The 17,029-nt window shown below is 61.7% G+C and carries 15 protein-coding genes and 2 pseudogenes; 6 read left to right on the top strand and 11 right to left on the bottom strand.

The annotated features are described in order from the left end of the window. Positions 1–11: 11 nt before the first annotated feature. The 6 genes and pseudogenes from N4R57_02295 to N4R57_02270 form a co-directional block, all read right to left on the bottom strand. Positions 12–983 carry a phosphotransferase gene (locus tag N4R57_02295; GenBank protein ID UYV37959.1) on the bottom strand — a complete coding sequence of 324 codons (972 nt, stop codon included), beginning with the start codon at positions 981–983 and terminating at the stop codon, positions 12–14. Continuing rightward, entirely contained in the window at positions 952–2,214 is a 1,263-nt protein-coding gene (locus N4R57_02290) for an aminotransferase class III-fold pyridoxal phosphate-dependent enzyme (GenBank protein UYV37958.1), read from the bottom strand. The genes N4R57_02295 and N4R57_02290 overlap by 32 nt, the downstream gene beginning before the upstream one ends. Then, a pseudogene (locus tag N4R57_02285) lies at positions 2,211–3,577 on the bottom strand (aldehyde dehydrogenase). Before N4R57_02285 ends, N4R57_02290 begins: the two are co-directional and overlap by 4 nt. Beyond that, positions 3,559–5,178 (bottom strand): tripartite tricarboxylate transporter permease, encoded by a 1,620-nt coding sequence (locus N4R57_02280; GenBank protein ID UYV37957.1) that lies wholly within the window; start codon positions 5,176–5,178, stop codon positions 3,559–3,561. The pseudogene N4R57_02285 and the gene N4R57_02280 overlap by 19 nt, the downstream one beginning before the upstream one ends. Positions 5,179–5,185: 7 nt before the next feature. Then, a complete protein-coding gene (locus tag N4R57_02275) occupies positions 5,186–5,716 on the bottom strand; it encodes a tripartite tricarboxylate transporter TctB family protein (protein ID UYV37956.1) in 531 nt (176 codons plus the stop codon). A 76-nt stretch (positions 5,717–5,792) separates the two neighbouring features. Next, the gene (locus N4R57_02270) at positions 5,793–6,734 is read right to left on the bottom strand and encodes a tripartite tricarboxylate transporter substrate-binding protein (protein UYV37955.1); all 942 of its coding nucleotides are present in this window, start codon (positions 6,732–6,734) and stop codon (positions 5,793–5,795) included. Positions 6,735–6,904: 170 nt separating this feature from the next. Between N4R57_02270 and N4R57_02265 the strand changes: the two genes are divergently transcribed. From N4R57_02265 to N4R57_02255, 3 genes are read left to right on the top strand one after another with little or no spacing between them, the layout of a single operon-like run. Continuing rightward, complete coding sequence (locus N4R57_02265; protein UYV37954.1) at positions 6,905–7,687, top strand: IclR family transcriptional regulator; 783 nt, start codon at positions 6,905–6,907, stop codon at positions 7,685–7,687. Beyond that, on the top strand, positions 7,684–8,334 hold the full coding sequence (locus tag N4R57_02260) for an HAD-IA family hydrolase (GenBank protein UYV37953.1): 651 nt from the start codon (positions 7,684–7,686) through the stop codon (positions 8,332–8,334). The genes N4R57_02265 and N4R57_02260 overlap by 4 nt, the downstream gene beginning before the upstream one ends. 12 nt (positions 8,335–8,346) lie before the next feature. Beyond that, complete coding sequence (locus N4R57_02255; protein ID UYV37952.1) at positions 8,347–9,705, top strand: aspartate aminotransferase family protein; 1,359 nt, start codon at positions 8,347–8,349, stop codon at positions 9,703–9,705. Positions 9,706–10,052: 347 nt separating this feature from the next. Here N4R57_02255 and N4R57_02250 read toward each other — a convergent pair whose 3' ends face one another. The 4 genes and pseudogenes from N4R57_02250 to N4R57_02235 all read right to left on the bottom strand — a co-directional run bounded on the left by N4R57_02250 (position 10,053) and on the right by N4R57_02235 (position 13,527). After that, positions 10,053–11,216, bottom strand: coding sequence for a lytic murein transglycosylase (locus tag N4R57_02250; protein UYV37951.1), 1,164 nt, complete (start codon positions 11,214–11,216; stop codon positions 10,053–10,055). A gap of 57 nt (positions 11,217–11,273) precedes the next feature. Continuing rightward, on the bottom strand, positions 11,274–12,170 hold the full coding sequence (gene cbiB / locus N4R57_02245) for an adenosylcobinamide-phosphate synthase CbiB (protein UYV37950.1): 897 nt from the start codon (positions 12,168–12,170) through the stop codon (positions 11,274–11,276). Beyond that, positions 12,167–13,093, bottom strand: a complete 927-nt coding sequence (locus tag N4R57_02240) for a pyridoxal phosphate-dependent class II aminotransferase (protein ID UYV37949.1) — start codon at positions 13,091–13,093, stop codon at positions 12,167–12,169. Before N4R57_02240 ends, cbiB begins: the two co-directional genes overlap by 4 nt. 74 nt (positions 13,094–13,167) lie before the next feature. Continuing rightward, a pseudogene (locus tag N4R57_02235) lies at positions 13,168–13,527 on the bottom strand (DUF1636 domain-containing protein). A gap of 215 nt (positions 13,528–13,742) precedes the next feature. Between N4R57_02235 and N4R57_02230 the strand changes: the two are divergent. Then, entirely contained in the window at positions 13,743–14,108 is a 366-nt protein-coding gene (locus N4R57_02230) for a VpsR-related response regulator (GenBank protein UYV37948.1), read from the top strand. 3 nt (positions 14,109–14,111) lie between these two features. Here the strand turns inward: N4R57_02230 and N4R57_02225 are convergent, their stop codons facing one another. Then, a complete protein-coding gene (locus N4R57_02225; protein ID UYV37947.1) occupies positions 14,112–15,098 on the bottom strand; it encodes a glutathione S-transferase family protein in 987 nt (328 codons plus the stop codon). A gap of 329 nt (positions 15,099–15,427) precedes the next feature. Between N4R57_02225 and N4R57_02220 the strand changes: the two genes are divergently transcribed. Together N4R57_02220 and N4R57_02215 are read left to right on the top strand one after the other, a co-directional pair. Further along, the gene (locus tag N4R57_02220) at positions 15,428–15,691 is read left to right on the top strand and encodes a hypothetical protein (protein UYV37946.1); all 264 of its coding nucleotides are present in this window, start codon (positions 15,428–15,430) and stop codon (positions 15,689–15,691) included. Positions 15,692–15,695: 4 nt separating this feature from the next. Then, positions 15,696–16,991 carry a sirohydrochlorin chelatase gene (locus tag N4R57_02215; GenBank protein UYV37945.1) on the top strand — a complete coding sequence of 432 codons (1,296 nt, stop codon included), beginning with the start codon at positions 15,696–15,698 and terminating at the stop codon, positions 16,989–16,991. The last annotated feature ends 38 nt before the right edge of the window (positions 16,992–17,029 follow it).

The raw sequence follows: 17,029 nt of genomic DNA, 5'->3' as shown, positions 1-17,029 counted from the left end.
TCTGGCCTCCCTTACGTCTCCAGCCAGCGCCGCGCCTCGCGCAGCGCCGTTGCAATCGCCCGCGACGAGCGTTCTTCGCTCCCCGGCTCGCCCAAGCGGTCCATGATCCATCCGGGATAGGTCAACGCTCGGAGCAGGATAAACAGGTCAAGCTGCTCGGGCCTAACCCTGCGCCGCACGCGATACCCCTCACACATCGCCGCCCGCAATTCGCGGTAATCCGCAGCCTCGGTAAAGCGCAATAGAAACGTGGCCAGCTCGAAATCCCGAAACCCGAACCCACCATCGTCAAAGTCGATCAACGCGACCCCGGCGTCCGGCTCGGCATCGTCAAAGAGCATGTTTTCACTGATCAAATCCGCATGGATCAGCCCGTAATCCGCATCTCCCTCGATCCCGGCAAGCGCCGCATCCGCCTTTTCGCGCACCTCCAACAGCAGATCACGCTCGCCGTCCGACAGCGCCGGATGCTCCCAAAACCGCCCCCAGAGCGGGCGCTCGCCCAGCAAGCCGGCGCGGTCCCACGCGGGGCGCGAAAATCCCATCGGGCGCGGCCATTCATCCGACACGCCATGCAGCTGTGCCATCGCCGTTCCCAAGGCGCGGCAAAACCCCACCCGGTCCGTCACACGGTCCAACGACCCGGCCTTGCCCAAGGGGCGCCCCGGCATCCATTCCAGCATATCGACCATATGATCGCCCTGCCGCTGGATCAGCGCCCCGCTCAGCGCGGGTTTGGGCGCAGGCACGCGCACGCCCCCATTGGCCAGCGCCGCCAGCCATTGCAACTCCGACGTCAACTGCCCTTCGTCGCGATAGCCCGGCCGATGAAACCTTAACGCCCAGTCGCCCCCGGACGCGCCGACGCGAAACACCACGTTCTCACGCTGCGCCGCCAACTCTATTGGCGCATCACCTAGCCCCCAGAGGGCCGCCGCCTCCCGCGCCGCCTCAAGCAAGGGGCACCTCGCCCAGCGCCTCATCAACGGCACCCAGCATCCGGTCGGCATCCTCACGCGAAAACACCAACGGCGGGCGCATCTTGAGAACATTGTAATGCACGCCAAGGAAATTCATCAAAACGCCCTTGGCCTTAACCGCATTGGCGACCTTCTTGGTAAACTCGGTCGCCGGCGCCTTGGTCTCTCGATCCAAAACCAGCTCGGCACCAAAGAACAACCCCGAGCCGCGCACATCGCCGATCACAGGGTGTTTTTCGGCCAAATTGCGCAGCCCCTCGCGGGCATAATCCCCGACAACCCGCGCGTTTTCCTGCAATCCTTCGTCGCGGATCACATCCAACACCGCTTGCGCCGCGGCCATGCTCACCGGGTTGCCGCCAAAGGTGTTGAAATAACGAAACGTATCGCGAAATGCTTCCATCACGGCACGGCTTGTCACCACGCCAGCGACCGGATGACCATTGCCCATCGGTTTGCCTAGGCTCACGATGTCGGGCAGGAACCCGGCCTTTTCATGACCCCAGAAATGTGTGCCCAAGCGGCCAAAACCCGGCTGCACCTCGTCGGCAATCACAACGCCGCCCGCGGCGCGCACGGCCTCAATCGCCGGGCGCACCCAACCAGCTTCCAAATCGGGAAAGCCCTCATTGGCAAAAAACGGACAGATAATCAGCGCCGAAAGCCCGTGACCCTTGGCCTCCAACCGCTTGATTGCATCGCGCACATGCCCGGCCCAAACCTCGCCGCTCATCGGTCGATAGCTGTCCGGCGCGGGCACAAATTCTACAGTGTCCCAACGGTCCGGCGGCGGGTTGGTACAGCTCAGCTGGCTCACCGCCATCGTGTTCCCGTGATAGGTATGATCGGTCGCGATCACCCCCGTTTTGCCCGTCACCGCGCGCGCCATACGCAACGCAATGTCGTTCGCCTCAGACCCGGTGCAGGTGAACATCATCGCATTCAACGGGTCCGCAAACGTGCTTGTCAGATCCTCGGCATAGGTCACGATCCCGTCATGCAGATACCGCGTGTGGGTGTTCAGCGTCCCCGCCTGCTTGCAGATCGCCTCAACCACCTTGGGGTGGCAATGGCCCACATGCGGCACGTTGTTATAACAATCGAGGAATTCGCGCCCCTCCACGTCCCACACTTTGGTGCCAAGCCCGCGCACCAAATGCACAGGCTCCTCATAAAACGTGGTCATTCGCGGGCCCAAAAGCCGCTCGCGGCGGTCGAGTAGAGTTTCGGTCACAACTGCATCCATGCTGTTTTCAGATCCATGTATTTCTCCATCGCATGAAGCGACTTGTCATGGCCATTGCCCGATTGCTTCACGCCGCCCAACGGCACCGTATTATCCGGCCCGCCATAGGTGTTCACATGCACCACACCGGCACGGATGCCCGCCACCATCTTGTGCGCCCGGCTCAGATTTCCGGTCCACACGCCCGCGGCCAAACCAAAGTCGGTGCCATTGGCAAGGGCAAGCGCCTCGTCTTCGCCCTCAAACGGCGTCACCGCCAAAACCGGGCCGAACACTTCCTGCTGGAACACCCTATCGCCTGGCTTCACCCCGGTCAGAACGGTTGGCTCCATGTAATAGCCCCCGTGCTCTCCAAAGTCCGGCTTCCGCCCAGCGCAAGTTCCGCCCCTTCGGCCTGTGCCGTTTCGACAAATCCCAGATTGCCCTCCAACTGTCGCAGCGAATTGACCGCCCCGATATCACTCCCAAGGTCGAGCGGATCACCCACTTTCAACGCCTTGGTATGGCGCGACACCGCCGCGACGAATTCGTCATGAACCGAGCGTTCGACCAACAACCGCGACCCGGCCACACAAACCTGCCCCGAATTGCGGAAAATTCCCATCGCCGACACTTTCGCCGCCTGCTCAAGGTCAGGCGCGTCGCCAAACACCACGTTCGGCGACTTGCCCCCCAGCTCAAGATACACCCGCTTGAGGTTCGAGCGCGCCGAATACTCTAGCAACCGCCGCCCGACACCGCCCGATCCGGTGAACACAAGAATATCGACATCCATCGACAGCCCCAAGGCCTCTCCGGTCACCGCACCATCGCCTGTGACCACGTTCAACACCCCATCGGGCAGGCCGGCCTCGGCGCAATATTCCGCCAGTTTGAGCAGCGAGAGTGACGCCGTCTCAGCCGGTTTCAACACCACCGAATTGCCCGCCGCCAGAGCGGGGGCCAGCTTCCAAGCGCCGATCATCAGCGGGAAATTCCACGGCACAATCGCGCCCACAACGCCCACCGGCTCCTTGTGGACAAGGCCCAAGATCCCCGGCGCGGTCGGCGCGATCTCCCCGTAAATCTTGTCCAACGCCTCGGCATAATAACGGAATGTCCCTGCCGCTGACCCGGCCTCGGCCTTCAACGCCATGTTGATCTCGGTGCCATTGTCGCGCACGCCCAGAACAGTCAGCTCAAGCGCGCGTTCCTCGATGATGTCGGCAATCCGGTGCAACACCTTCTTGCGCGCCGCCGGGGCCAAGCCGGACCACCGCCCATCCTCGAACGCACGCCGCGCCGCCGCAGTGGCACGGCCCACATCTTCCGCCGTTGCCCGCTCCAGCGTGGTTAGCGTTTGTCCGTCGATCGGGGAGTGTATTTCGAGCGGTTCTCCCGCACCCTTTTGCCACGTTCCGTCGATAAATAATCTCTGCGCCGGAACATCTGATTTCCGAAGCGCGTCGATGCTCGCTTGCTCTGCCATTTCAACTCCTTGCGTTTTCGCCGCTCGCCCAGCACATATCGAATGTGCAGCGCCAGAACGGCGAGGATCATCAAAAACAAGATCATCGCAATCGGACGATCAATAAAGTCATACGGGGTTTTCACTCGCGCCATCCCGGCGCGCAGCTTCACTTCCATGATCCCGCCCAACACCATGCCCAGCACGATCGGCACCGCCGGGATCGACAGGCGTTTAAGCACAAAGCCGAACACCCCGAAACAGGCCGCAATCAGGCAATCCGTGAAGGAGTTGCGTAGGGAGTAAACACCCACAAAACTCAGCGTCAGGATCCCCACCCCAAGAAAGCGGTTGGGGATTTTCACCACCTTGATCAACTGGCCAGAGGCAAACAACAGGAACACCAGAACCAGCACATTCAGGATCAACAGCGCCAGATAAAGCGCCACGACAAACGGCATGTCGTTCTGGAACAGCTGCGGCCCCGGCACCACGTTGTGCACATAGAAAACCGACAGCATCATCGCGGTCAGGGCCTCACCCGGAATGCCCAACGCCAGCAAGGGCACCATCGCCGCCGCAGGCACCGCGTTGTTCGAGGTCTCCGCCGCGATCAACCCCTCGCTCGACCCGTGGCCGAAATCCTCGGGGCGCTTCGAGGTCCGCTGCGCATAGGTGTAACTCAAAAACTGCGCGGTAAACTCGCCCACGCCGGGGATCATCCCCATCACCACGCCAAAGCTGGCAGACACCCCCGCCACGCGCGGATGCCGCCCCAACTCGCGCAGACCCTGAAACATGCCCCCGTGCAGCTTGGTCAGGCGGACTTTTTCATCCTCACCCTGCAACAGGTAAATCGCCTGACTGATCGCAAAAAGCCCCAGCACCACGACGATCAAATCAACACCGCTGCTCAACCAGCTTTGATCAAACGTATAGCGTTTGGACAGCTTCACCGGCTCCAGCCCGACAGTGTGCAGAAAAATCCCGAAACTCGCCAAAGCCGCCGCAATAAGGCTCTGCCCGCGATGCGCGATCACAACGAGGATCAAGCCCAACAGCGCAGCAAGGAAAATCTCCCGACTGCCAAACATCGGCGCGACTTTGGCCAGCACCGGCGCAAACAGGATAAGGCAGATAACCGAAAACACCCCGCCAAAGAACGACGCCGAATAGGCCAGACTCAAAGCCCTGCGCGCCTCCCCGCGTGAGGTCATCGGATAGCCGTCATAGGTGGTCAGCGCGTTCACCGCCGTCCCCGGCGTGTTGATCAAAATCGCCGGGATCGCCCCGCCATACATGGACGAGCCGTAAATGCCCAACAGCACAGTCAGCCCCACAATCGGGTCCATGCTGAACGTCGCCGGCAACAGAATCGCAATCGCCACCGCCGGGCCAACCCCCGGCACCGCCCCGATCAGGACACCGCCAATTGACCCCACCAACAGGGCCAAAACCACGTCCCACCGCGCAAGAATTTCTGTCGCTGAAGAAAGAAGCTCCATACCGCCCTCAGAAGTTCAAAATCATCACCGAACGCAACGCATCCGGGAGGTATTCATAAAGCGCGCCACCGGGGATCTTCACTTGCAAAAAGGTCTTGAACACCAGCACCACAGCCACGCCAAACCCGGCAGAAATCCACTGCATCTTCTTGCTGCGATACCCCACGCGCCACGCCAAAAGCATCACGAAACCCACAGTCGTCGGCAGGTATCCCACGATCGGCACAACCGCCACATAAACCAGAAACCAAAGAACCCACTCGATGGCATAAAACCAAATCCGCCATTCCACAAAGTCCGGTGTCTTGAACCGCTTGCGCGGCAATCGCCACAGATGCAGCACCGAAAACAGCACCATGCCGCCCACCGCCACCCCGGGCCAAAAACGCGGCTGGGCGAAAAACTTGGTCCGCTTCACCCATTTGGTTTCGCTTCCCAACTGGCTCAACAGCAAAAGGGCCGCGACCAGAAACACCAGCGCAAACAACAACTGGCCGCGGATCGGCCATTTGAACCTGCGTTCGTCTTCGCTGCTCATGTCCTCATGTCCCCAACCATCTGCAGGCAAAGAAAGGCCGGGCAAGTCACCCGCCCGGCCAATCCTATCACAGGTCTTATTCCAACAGACCTTCGATCCGTTTTACCGTCTCGATGTCCTTTGCGATCCGGCCCGTGCTGTCGGCCGCGTTCTGCCAATAAACCTGCGCACCGGTCTCCTTGGCAATCGCTTGGGCGCGGTCGCTCATCACGGTTTTCTGGGCCACGGCGATGATTTTGTCGCGCACGTCCTGCGGCGTGTCCTTGGTGACGAACAATCCGTTCCACAGCGCAATATCAAGGCTCTTATCCACCTCGCCCGCGGTCGGCGCATCAGGCACCAGCGGGATACGCTGATCGGTGATCGAAACCAGAACCTTCACGTCATCAAGGCACGGCAGGATCAATTGCAACGTGGTGTTGATGACATCCGCGTCGCCACTGGCCAGCGTGTTGCAATCCAGCGCGTCAAACGCCGCGTCGCTGCCCCACTCAAACCCCATGTTCACGGCCATCGCCTTGGTCACCTGCGTCGGCGTCAGCGGGTCACCAAAATGGCCCAGCACAACATCGTTTTCTTTCGCATAAGCGGCCAGTTCCTTCATGTTGCTGTAAGGCGCGTCGCCCTTGGTCGCAATCACGAACGGATAGGTCAGGAAAATGCCCAGCGGCTCAAACTTGGCCGGGGACAGATCGTCAATCCCGATCTGGTGGCCCACCACCGGCACACCGATCACGAACGATCCGATGGTATAGCCATCCGCCGGGGCGTTTGCCACTTCGATGGCACCGGGGAACGGCCCACCGCCGCCGCCGGGCTTGTTCACCACGGCTGCTGCAACGCCATATTCCTTCTGGAAGTCTTCCGCGATCATCCGCGTCAGAACATCTTCCAGATCACCCGGAGGCCACGGCACGATAAAATTCACCGGCTTTTCCGGGTAATCGGCAATCGCCGCGCCCCCCAAAGCCGTCATCGCAAGAGCCAGCGCTCCGCCCAAAAGTGTTTTCGTCTTCATCTGTCAATCTCCCTGTCTTCGACCAAACTTATGCTGGTTCATTATTTGAACCATCGGTTCTAAAACAGATTGACAGACCCCGGCCGAGTCTGTCAAGAATTTTAACACGTGAACCAATTTCACTCCGCCCACCCGGCGTCACCGCACAGAAAAGAGGCACCAAACACCCCATGGGAACCGTCGCCAAAGCCCTGTCTTTGCTAAACTTTTTCAACCGATCGCAGAGCACGATCGGGCTGAGCGAGATGGCACGGCTAAGCGGACTCAACAAGGCAACGGTGCATCGCCTCCTAAGCGAAATGCAAGAGCAGGGCTTCGTCGAACAGGCCGGATCGGCGCGTGAATACCGCTTGGGTCCGGCGTTTTTGCGCCTCGCGGCATTGCGCGAAGCCGCCGTGCCTTTGCGTGATCTGGCGGACCGGGTGCTTGGCGATCTTTCCGCCGATACCGATGAAACCTCGCACTTCTCGATGATGCAAAACGGTCGCCTCACCGCGATTGCCTATGCCTATTCCGCGCAACATGGCACCCGCGTCACCATGGGCGACGCCGAATTCCTGACCCTTCACGCCACAAGCTCGGGCCTCGCTGTCCTCGCGTTTTCGCCTCCCGAAATCGTCGACGCTGTGCTCTCCGGCCCGCTTGAACGCCACACAAAGCACACCGTGACAGACCCCAACGCGCTCCGCCAAAGGCTCGATCAGATCCGCCGCACCGGCATCGCCGAAAGCGTCGGTGGCTTCGAAGACGATGTGCATTCTCACGCTATGCCGGTGTTTGATGTCTCCTGCCGCGTGGTCGGGGCCATCGCCGTGGCCGCCCCAACCGTGCGCATGACCCCCGACCACCGCGCCCGCATCATTTCGGCCCTGCGCAAACACGCGCCCCGGTTCACCCGCCTTTCGGGCGGCTTTCTCCCCGAAACGTTCAACTATGAAGAAGACGCCGTATGACAAACCGCGCCCTGATCCTCGATTTCGGCGGCGTGATAAGCCGCACTTTGTTTGAAACCCATGACCTGACCGAACGCGCGCTCGGGTTGCCCGCAGGCTCGCTCGACTGGCGCGGCCCCTTCGCGCCCGACACCGATCCGCTCTGGCAGGACATGCAGGCCGACAAGATCTCCGAGCGCGACTACTGGCTCGCCCGCACCCAAGAGGTCGCCGCCCTCGTCGGTGAAAAATGGACCGGGATGAGCCAATTCGTGCGCGCCGCCCGTGGTGCCGACCCCGATGCCGTCATCCGCCCCGAATTCCGCGAAACCATCGCCACCTGCAAGGCGAACGGCATCCGCCTCGCCATCCTCTCGAACGAGCTTGACCTGTTTTATGGCGCGGATTTCCGCGACAAACTCCCCTTCCTCGCGGACTTCGAGGTGATCGTCGATGCCACCCATACCGGCATCCTCAAACCCGACCCCCGCGCCTATCAGGACGCGCTCGACCAACTCGGCCTCCCTGCATCCGCCTGCGTTTTTGTCGATGATCAGGCCCGCAACATCGCCGGAGCCACGGCCATAGGCCTGCCTTCGATTCACTTTGACGTCGCCCATCCGGGCAACAGCTATGAGCAAGCCCTCCGCCTGCTCGACATCCAATAACGGAGACACCTCATGAAAGACGGCAACTTCCTCAAAGAAAAGAACGCACGCTCCCTCTGGCACCCGATGGCGCACCCGGCGGACAGTCTCGCCAACCCGCCCACCATCGTGACCGGCGCCGAAGGCGTGAAGATCACCGATGTCGACGGCCACAGCGTTGTTGACGGCGTCGGCGGCCTCTGGAACGTCAACCTCGGCTTCTCCTGCCAGCCGATCAAGGACGCCATCTCGGCCCAGCTTGACCGCCTGCCCTACTACTCGATCTTCCGCGGCACCTCGAATGATTGCGTCATCGAACTGGCCGAGGAACTGCGCGATTTCTTCGCCCCCGACGGGCTCACCCGCGCGTTCTATACCTCTGGCGGCTCTGACTCAGTCGAAACCGCCCTCCGCCTTGCGCGGCAATATCACAAGATCCGAGGCGAGTCGGCGCGCACCAAGTTTCTCTCGCTGAAAAAGGGCTATCACGGCACCCATTTCGGCGGCGCTTCGGTCAATGGCAACGCCAATTTCCGCACCGCGTACGAGCCGCTCCTCGCCGGATGTCACCACATCCCCGCGCCCTATACCTATCGCAATCCCTTCAACGAAACCGACCCCGAAAAGCTCGCCCAACTCTGTCTCTCCGCCCTCGAAGACGAGATCGCGTTTCAGGGTGCAGGCACCATCGCCGCCTTCATCATGGAGCCGATCCTCGGCGCTGGTGGCGTTATCCCGCCGAACGAAAGCTTCATGCCCGGCGTGCGCGAGATTTGCTCGAAAAACGGCATCCTCCTGATCGCTGACGAGGTCATCACCGCCTTTGGTCGGACCGGCTCATGGACCGGCTCGCGCCATTGGGGGGTGCAGCCCGACATGATGTGCACCGCCAAGGCCATCACCAACGGGTATTTCCCCTTCGGCGCGGTGATGATCGCCGAAAGCGTTGTCGAAACTTTTGAAAAGGACGAGACCGGCAAAGCCGCCATCGGCCACGGCTACACCTATTCCGGCCACCCGGTGGGCGCCGCCGCCGCGCTCGCTTGCCTGGCCGAAACCAAACGCCTCGACGTGCCCACAAACGCCGCCGCCCGTGGCAAGGAACTCTTCGACGGCCTGCTCGCGCTGCAATCAAAATACGACCAAATCGGCGATGTGCGCGGTGGTCACGGGCTGATGTGCGCGATGGAGCTCGTCTCCGACCGCGCCACCAAGGCCGCGATCGACAAAGGCACCATCAACGCGATTCAGGAAGAAGCTTACCGCGCCGGTGCGATGGTGCGCGTCTCCGGCCCCAACATCATCCTGTCGCCGCCTTTGGTGCTGACGTCCGCGGATGTCCAAACCATCCTTACCGCTCTCGACGCCGGCTTGGCCTCGGTGAGTGGTTAACTAAGGCCAAATCCAATCGCTCTCACCCAGTTCAAATCACGCGTCATCATGGCGAAACGTAGTGAGCGGGTTTTGAGCGAACAAAGTGCCGAAAAAAGGATGGTCATTCTCGCGACGTCAACTCTGAGAATGATCATCCCGACGCTCTTTCCCCAAAGTTATCCCTTTTAAAACAGCGGCCTAGAGCAGGTTCGGCCTCACCGGACTATGCACTGACGCATCAGCTGCAACACCAATTTGCTGACCAAACCGATCACCACACTCCGATGGCTAGCTTTCTGTTGAGCTCCACCCTTCAGCCGCTCCCCAAGACTGCGCAACGATTACGCCGCCGGCAACGCCCCAACCTATAACTTCCCAAGCAACGCTTTCGTCGGCCAAGCGTCGGCAGGCATCCCCAACTTCTGCTGAACATCACGCACCGCAGCCCGCGTGCCCGCGCCCAAAATCCCGTCAAACTTGCCCACGTCATACCCACGTTCCGCCAATTTGCGCTGCAGCTGCTTCATCTCGCTACCGGACAGCCCCGCCTCCGGGCGACCCGCATCAAATACCGCCCCGCCTTCCAGCCGGTTGGCAAAATAAGCCGCCGTCAGAACATAGGTGAAACTCTGGTTCCACTCAAAATAAACCCGAAAATTCGGATAGGCGATAAACGCCGGTCCCTTGCGCCCCTGTGGCAGGATAATCGACGCAGGCAACCCTTGGCTTAACGCACCTGACCGCGCCTTCACGCCCATCGCGGCCCATTCCGCCGCCGGCAATTGCGTCTGCAATCCGGTTTTTGACCAATCCAGCGAATCCGGCACAACAACCTCCTGCAGCCACGGTTCTCCCGCGCGCCAGCCGAGGCTTTGCAACATCTTGCCCCCCGACATCAACGCGTCCGGTGCCGACGTTTTCAGCCGCACATGCCCGTCGCCATCGCCATCCACCCCGTTTTCAAGGATATCGCGCGGCAGCATCTGCACCATCCCGATCTCCCCGGCCCAAGCCCCGGTGGTGCGCGACGGCGAGAAATCTCCATGCTCAAAAAGCTCAATCGCGCTAAACACTTGCGGGCGAAACAACTCCGGCCGGCGGCAATCATGCGCCAGCGTCACCAAAGCGTTGCGCGTGTTGAAATCGCCCTGATAACCGCCGTAATCGGTCTCAAACGCCCAAAACGCCAAAAGCACCCCACGCGACACGCCGTATCGCTTCTCAATCACCTTAAAAACGCTGTCGTATTTGCGCGACATCTGACGGCCCTTGTTCAACCGGCCCGAGCTGATCAACCGCCGTGCAAAACTGGTGAAATCCATCTGAAACACGCCCTGCGCCCGGTCGGCCTTGAGCACTTTGCCATCCTGCCGCACGCCGTTGAAAAAGGCGTTCACCATGTCGGGCGCATGGCCCTTGGCCACCGCCTCCTGCTTCATCGCCTGCACAAAGGCGTTAAAACTGCCGCCGCATTGCGCCTGCGCCGATCCGGCGCTGAGCAGAAAAGCAATCATCATCAGAATTCGCATGCTATACCCTTTAAGCGTTTGACCCTTTCAATAGGGTTAACCACTCCGCGCGACCAGTCAGAAAATCCAGACCCCAAGCGCCAGAACCACCAAGACCGCCCATGCCCGCCACAAAACCGCACAGGCCGCGTCGATCTCGGCCGGGCCCGGCCTGCGGTCTCCTTCGCCGTTCACCCATGGGAAATCGCGCATTTCGCCCTCATAAGACCGCGGCCCCGACAGCGCCACACCGATCCCCCGCGCCATCGCCGCCTCTGGCCAGCCCGCATTGGGCGAGCGGTGCTTGCGCGCCTCCGCCACCACCGCGCGCCACGCGCCCAACTGCCTTGCAAGCAACAGAAAAACCACCGCGCTGAACCGCGCCGGAATGACATTCAACACATCATCAAACCGCGCCGCAGCCCAGCCGAATTCCTCATGCTTTTCCGTGCGATAGCCGATCATACTGTCGGCGGTATTGGTGATTTTATAGACCAACAGACCGGGCAGCCCCGCGATCAGGAACCACACCACCGGCGCCGCGACCCCATCGCTGAAATTCTCTGCCGCGCTTTCAATTGCGCCGCGCGTCACCGCCGCCTCGTCCATGCTCGCAACATCGCGCCCGACGATGCGCGCCACCGCCCGCCGCCCCTCGCTCAGCGACATGCGCAAGGCGTCGCCGACAGCGCGCACATGCTCCACCAGCGACCGCTGCGCCAACAGGACAGCCACAACCACGGCCTCCACGATCCAGCCGAACCACGCCAGCCCCCAGCCCAAAAGCGCAGCCCCAAGCACAAGCGCCGCCATAACGCCCACGCCTTTCAACCGCCGCGCACCGCCTTGGTTGAACCGCTCATCGCACCACGCCACGGCCCGCCCCATTACCACCGCGGGATGCGGCACCCGGTCCCACACCGCTTTCGGCTCGCCAAAAATCGCGTCCAAAATCATGCCGAGCAGCAGGCTCACAGCGCCGCCTCCAGCCGCGCCCAACCCTCCGGCCCCGGCAAGCCAAGCCGAACCCAGCTTTTGGAATACGGAAACACCCGGCTCCAGATATGCCGCTCTGCCAATCGCGCCTGAAACGCCGCTGCATCGCCCACATCATAAAGCCGGAACAAAGCGCAACCGCCAACCAAACGGCCCTGCTTGACCATCAACGCATCCAACCGCGCCGCGTCTTGTTTCAGCCGCGCACGCGTCGCCTCGGCCCATGCAATATCTTCCAACGCCCGCGCCCCGATTTCCAACGCCGGACCGGACACCGCCCATGGCCCCAACCGCGCCCGCAACGCCGCAATGTCATCCGCACCGCCAATCGCAAAGCCCAGCCGAACCCCCGCCAAACCCCAAAATTTCCCGAAACTTTTCAATATGATGCGCCCGGCCCCGGCGTCCGCCACCAGCGAGCGTTCAGGCGCCACATCGGCAAAGCTCTCGTCAATCACCATCAGGGGCGCGGTCAAATCTTCGCGTCGATACCAGCGCCCGTCGGGATTGTTGGGATGCACAATCACCTTCGCCTCACCGCCGCCGCCAACCTCCCAGCCGCCTGCGCGAAACGCCGCCTCATGCTCGTTATATGTCGGACCCGCAATCTCGACCCGCCCCGATGGGCGCAGACCCGGCAGCGCCGCGATCAACGCCGACGCCCCAGAGGCCGCGACGATCTCAAGACCCTCCGGCACCGCCCAAAACGACCGCGCCGCCGCGATCAGCCGCGCCTCTGCTGCGGCATCGGGCAGATCGAGCCACGCCGCCGCGGGCACGGTCCCGACCGGATAAGCCACCGGGTTGATCCCGGTCGACAGGTCAAGCCAGTCTTCCCGCGCGCCACCCCACCGCGCAACCGCGGCGTCGATCCCGCCGCCATGATCGCGCGTTTGCGTCACGTGCTGCGGTCCGCCGCCGAAACGCGCCCAGTTTCGGATTCAGCCTCAGCCTCAGGCGCAGTATCGGGCGCGATCTCTGGAACCGGCAAATGCCGTGAAACGAAATGCCCCTTAACCCCCTGCGGCCACGTGCGAAATGGCACCTGTCCGGTGTCGCTCCCTGCGTGCATCTCGGCATAGTCGACAATGGCGCGCGCGTCTTCAGCCGTGGCCTCGAACTTGCCCAGCGAATAGCCGATCTTGCCCGCCCCTTGCACAATCACATTGCACGCCCGCTCACAGCCCATGGTGCAGGACACCCGCCGCGTTTTGACCACATCGCCCGCCGCGGCTTCGATCAACTCGGCCAGCACCTCACCATCGGTGACGCGATCACGCTCCGCATCCCAACCCTCGCGTTTGCAGGTCTCGCAAATCGTAATCCAAGTGGTCATTCCCGTGCCCCAATCATAGCCGTTTCCCAATCCTATCCGGCCTCCCTTCAACCGGAATTCAGCGATTGAGACAAGACATCCCATGCGCATTGTGCTTTTTCGATAATCTGTTAACCATAACGCCGTCGGTGTTCACCGCATAGCGCCATCGGTTTGACCCAAAAGTTAGGGCCGATGTGTCGCGCGGCCGGGCGCCTATTACGAACAGGTGGAACATGCGGGCACTGATTGTCGAAAGTGCAACGGAACTGGCACAGCTATGGCAACGTCACCTCGAACGGGCCGGTATCGAAACCCGGCTCGCCACGGGGCAAACCGATGCGGTCGCCCATTTACAGCAAACCACCTTCGACATCCTGATCCTTGATCTGGTCCTCACCGAAGGCAGCGCCATCGCCATCGCCGATTTCGCCAATTACAAACAGCCCCACGCGCGGGTGATCTCTGTCACCAATACCAGCTTCTTTTCCGACGGGTCGATCTTTCAACACCTGCCCAACGCCTGCGCTTTCGTACAGTCGGACGCGCCGCCAGATGACCTCTTGGCCATGGTCGAACACTATGGCCGCGTGGCGAGCTAGCGGCTAAAGCCGCACATCCCCGCGCCCATGCGCCGCCTCAAAATCCAGCTCCGGCCCGATCGGCTCAATGCGATGCGGATTGATGGTCTCGTGACTGTAATGGTAATGCCGCGTGATGTGATCCATCCGCACCGTCTCGGCCACCCCCGGCACCTGATAAAGCGCGCGCGTGTAATCCCAGATCGACGGGTAATCGACAATCCGGCGCCGGTTGCATTTGAAATGCCCGTGGTAAACCGCGTCAAACCGCACCAGCGTTGTGAACAGCCGCCAATCCGCCTCGGTCAATCGCGCCCCCATCAGGAACCGGTTCTCCCTCAGCCGCTCCTCCAACCAGTCCAGCGTCTCGAACAGCGGTAAAACCGCCGCCTCATAGGCCGCCTGCGTGGTGGCAAAGCCCGATTTGTAAACGCCATTGTTCAACGTATCATAAATCCGCGCATTCACCGGCTCGATCTCGTCGCGCAACTCCTCGGGCCAAAAATCGAGCGTATTGCCCGTGATCCCGTCAAGCGCCGAATTGAACATGCGGATGATCTCCGAACTCTCGTTTGACACGATGGTTTCGCGGGTCTTGTCCCACAAGATCGGCACCGTCACCCGCCCCGACACGCCCGGATCGGCCTTGATGTAAATGTCGCGCGCGAACGGCAAACCATAAAGCGTGTCACCCGTGGCCCCGTCAAAGCTGTCGTCAAATGTCCAGCCATCCCCAAGCATATCGGGATGCACCGCCGACACGCTGATATGGTCTTCAAGCCCCTTCAGCGCCCTGAAAATTAGGGTGCGATGCGCCCATGGACAGGCATAGGAGACATAAAGATGATAGCGCCCCGAAGCCGCCTCAAACCCACCGTCGCCGCTCGGACCGGGCGCGCCATCGGGGGTGATCCAATTGCGAAACCCTGCGGTTGTGCGCTTGAATGCGCCGCCGGTTTCTTTGGTGTCATACCACCCGCTCTGCCATGTTCCGTCGACCAACTGGCCCATATCTTGTCGCTCCTGTGTGCTCGAGCGGACCCTAGCTTGCCCACCACGCCGCTCCAACCCCCGCCCACCACACAGCCCCTCACGCATCCGCGCACATGTCGCAAACCATGGCCACCTCGACGGATTGGGAATTGCGCCGCCCCGCCACTCCACCTATACCCTTGCCACAGACGAAGCCCGCATCGGGCCGGAAAGATGTGCCGCAAACAGGTCGACCCAATCAGGGGGCCAAAAGCGGCGTCGTCAGAAGTTCATCGAAACAGGGGCACCCCCTTTTTCGACCTTCGCTCTGTCCGGCTTTCGGGATGATTTGACCACGGAGGCCCACCATGCAGACCCGCATCATCACCACGCTCACGCTCACTCTCGCCGCCGGAACCGCGCAGGCCCATCCCGGCCACCTGACCGAAGTCGCCGGCCACGCCCATTGGCTTGGTGCCGCGGCCATCGCCGCCGCTGCCGCCGTGGCCCTGTGGAAAGCCGCCAAAGCCAAAACCGCCGCAAACGCCCAGACCGAAGCAGATGCTGACGCAGATGACGGCGCCGAAGCAGGCGATGAAGCCGAGGCCAACGCCACCCCTCAGGAGGCCTGATCCAATGGCCAAAACCGGTGTGATGATCTGCGGCCACGGCTCGCGCTCACAGGCGGCAGTCGATGAATTCTCGGTCTTGGCCGAGAAACTACCCGCCCTGCTGCCCGCAGATTGGGAATGCGACTACGGCTATCTCGAATTCGCCAACCCGGTGATCCGCGACGGGCTCGACCGGCTGCGCGCCAAAGGCTGTGATCGCATCCTTGCCGTGCCGGGCATGCTCTTCGCCGCAATGCACACCAAAAACGACATCCCCACGGTCCTCAACACCTATGCGACAAAACACGGGATCAACCTGACCTATGGCCGCGAACTTGGCGTCGACCCCAAGATGATCGCCGCCGCCGGTGCGCGCATCATGGACGCCGCCAATGCCGCCAACGCCACACAGGGCGAGATTCCGCTCTCCGAAACCTGCCTCGTCGTCATCGGGCGCGGCGCCTCTGACCCCGATGCCAACGGCAACGTCGCCAAAGTCGCCCGCCTGCTTCAGGAAGGGCTCGGGTTTGGCTGGCTCGAAGTGGGCTACTCTGGCGTCACCTTTCCGCTGGTCGAACCCTGCCTCAACCACGCGGCACGGCTTGGCTACAAACGGATCATCGTCTTCCCCTATTTCCTCTTCACCGGCATCCTGATCGACCGCATCTATGGCTTCACCGATCAGGCCGCCGCAGCACACCCCGACATCGAATTCGTGAAGGCAGGCTACCTCAAAGACCACCCGAAAGTGCTCGAAACCTTCGCCGAACGCATCACCGAACAACTCAGCGCCGCCCCGCCCCCCAACTGCGGCACCTGCCAATACCGCACCCAAATCCTCGCCATCGAAGGCACAGAGGCTCTGGAAATCCCCGCCGCCGAACGCGCCCGCCTCGCCGCCAAATCCGCCACCGACCACCCGGCATTCGGCGATGCGCCGCCCCCCACCTGCGTCATGTGTAAATACCGCACACAAGTGCTCGGATTCGAAAGCGAAGTCGGCGCCGTGCAGGAAAGCCACCACCACCACGTCGAAGGCCAAGGCGCCCACGCCCCCGGCTCAAATGTCGCCGATTGCACACTCTGCGACACATTCTGCACCGGCGAATGCCGCCTCGATCTGAACCATCACCACCACGACCATTCACACTCCCATTCGCACCCGCACGACCATCCCCACGATCACGTCCATAGCCATTCACACGGGCACGACCATTCGCACGGGCACAGCCATTCGCACGACCATCACCACCCAACCTACCCCCACGCCAAACACCCCCACGGCCCCGAAAGCGCCCGCAAACACAAACCCGCCCCCTAACCCAACCCCCGCCCTTCATCTTGCTGTAAATACTCCGG

The sequence above is a fragment of the Rhodobacteraceae bacterium D3-12 genome (genome assembly GCA_025916135.1).
Lineage (GTDB): Bacteria > Pseudomonadota > Alphaproteobacteria > Rhodobacterales > Rhodobacteraceae > JAKGBX01.
The sequence above is the reverse complement of the archived record's forward strand: the minus strand, read 5'-3'. Positions and strand labels throughout refer to the sequence as shown.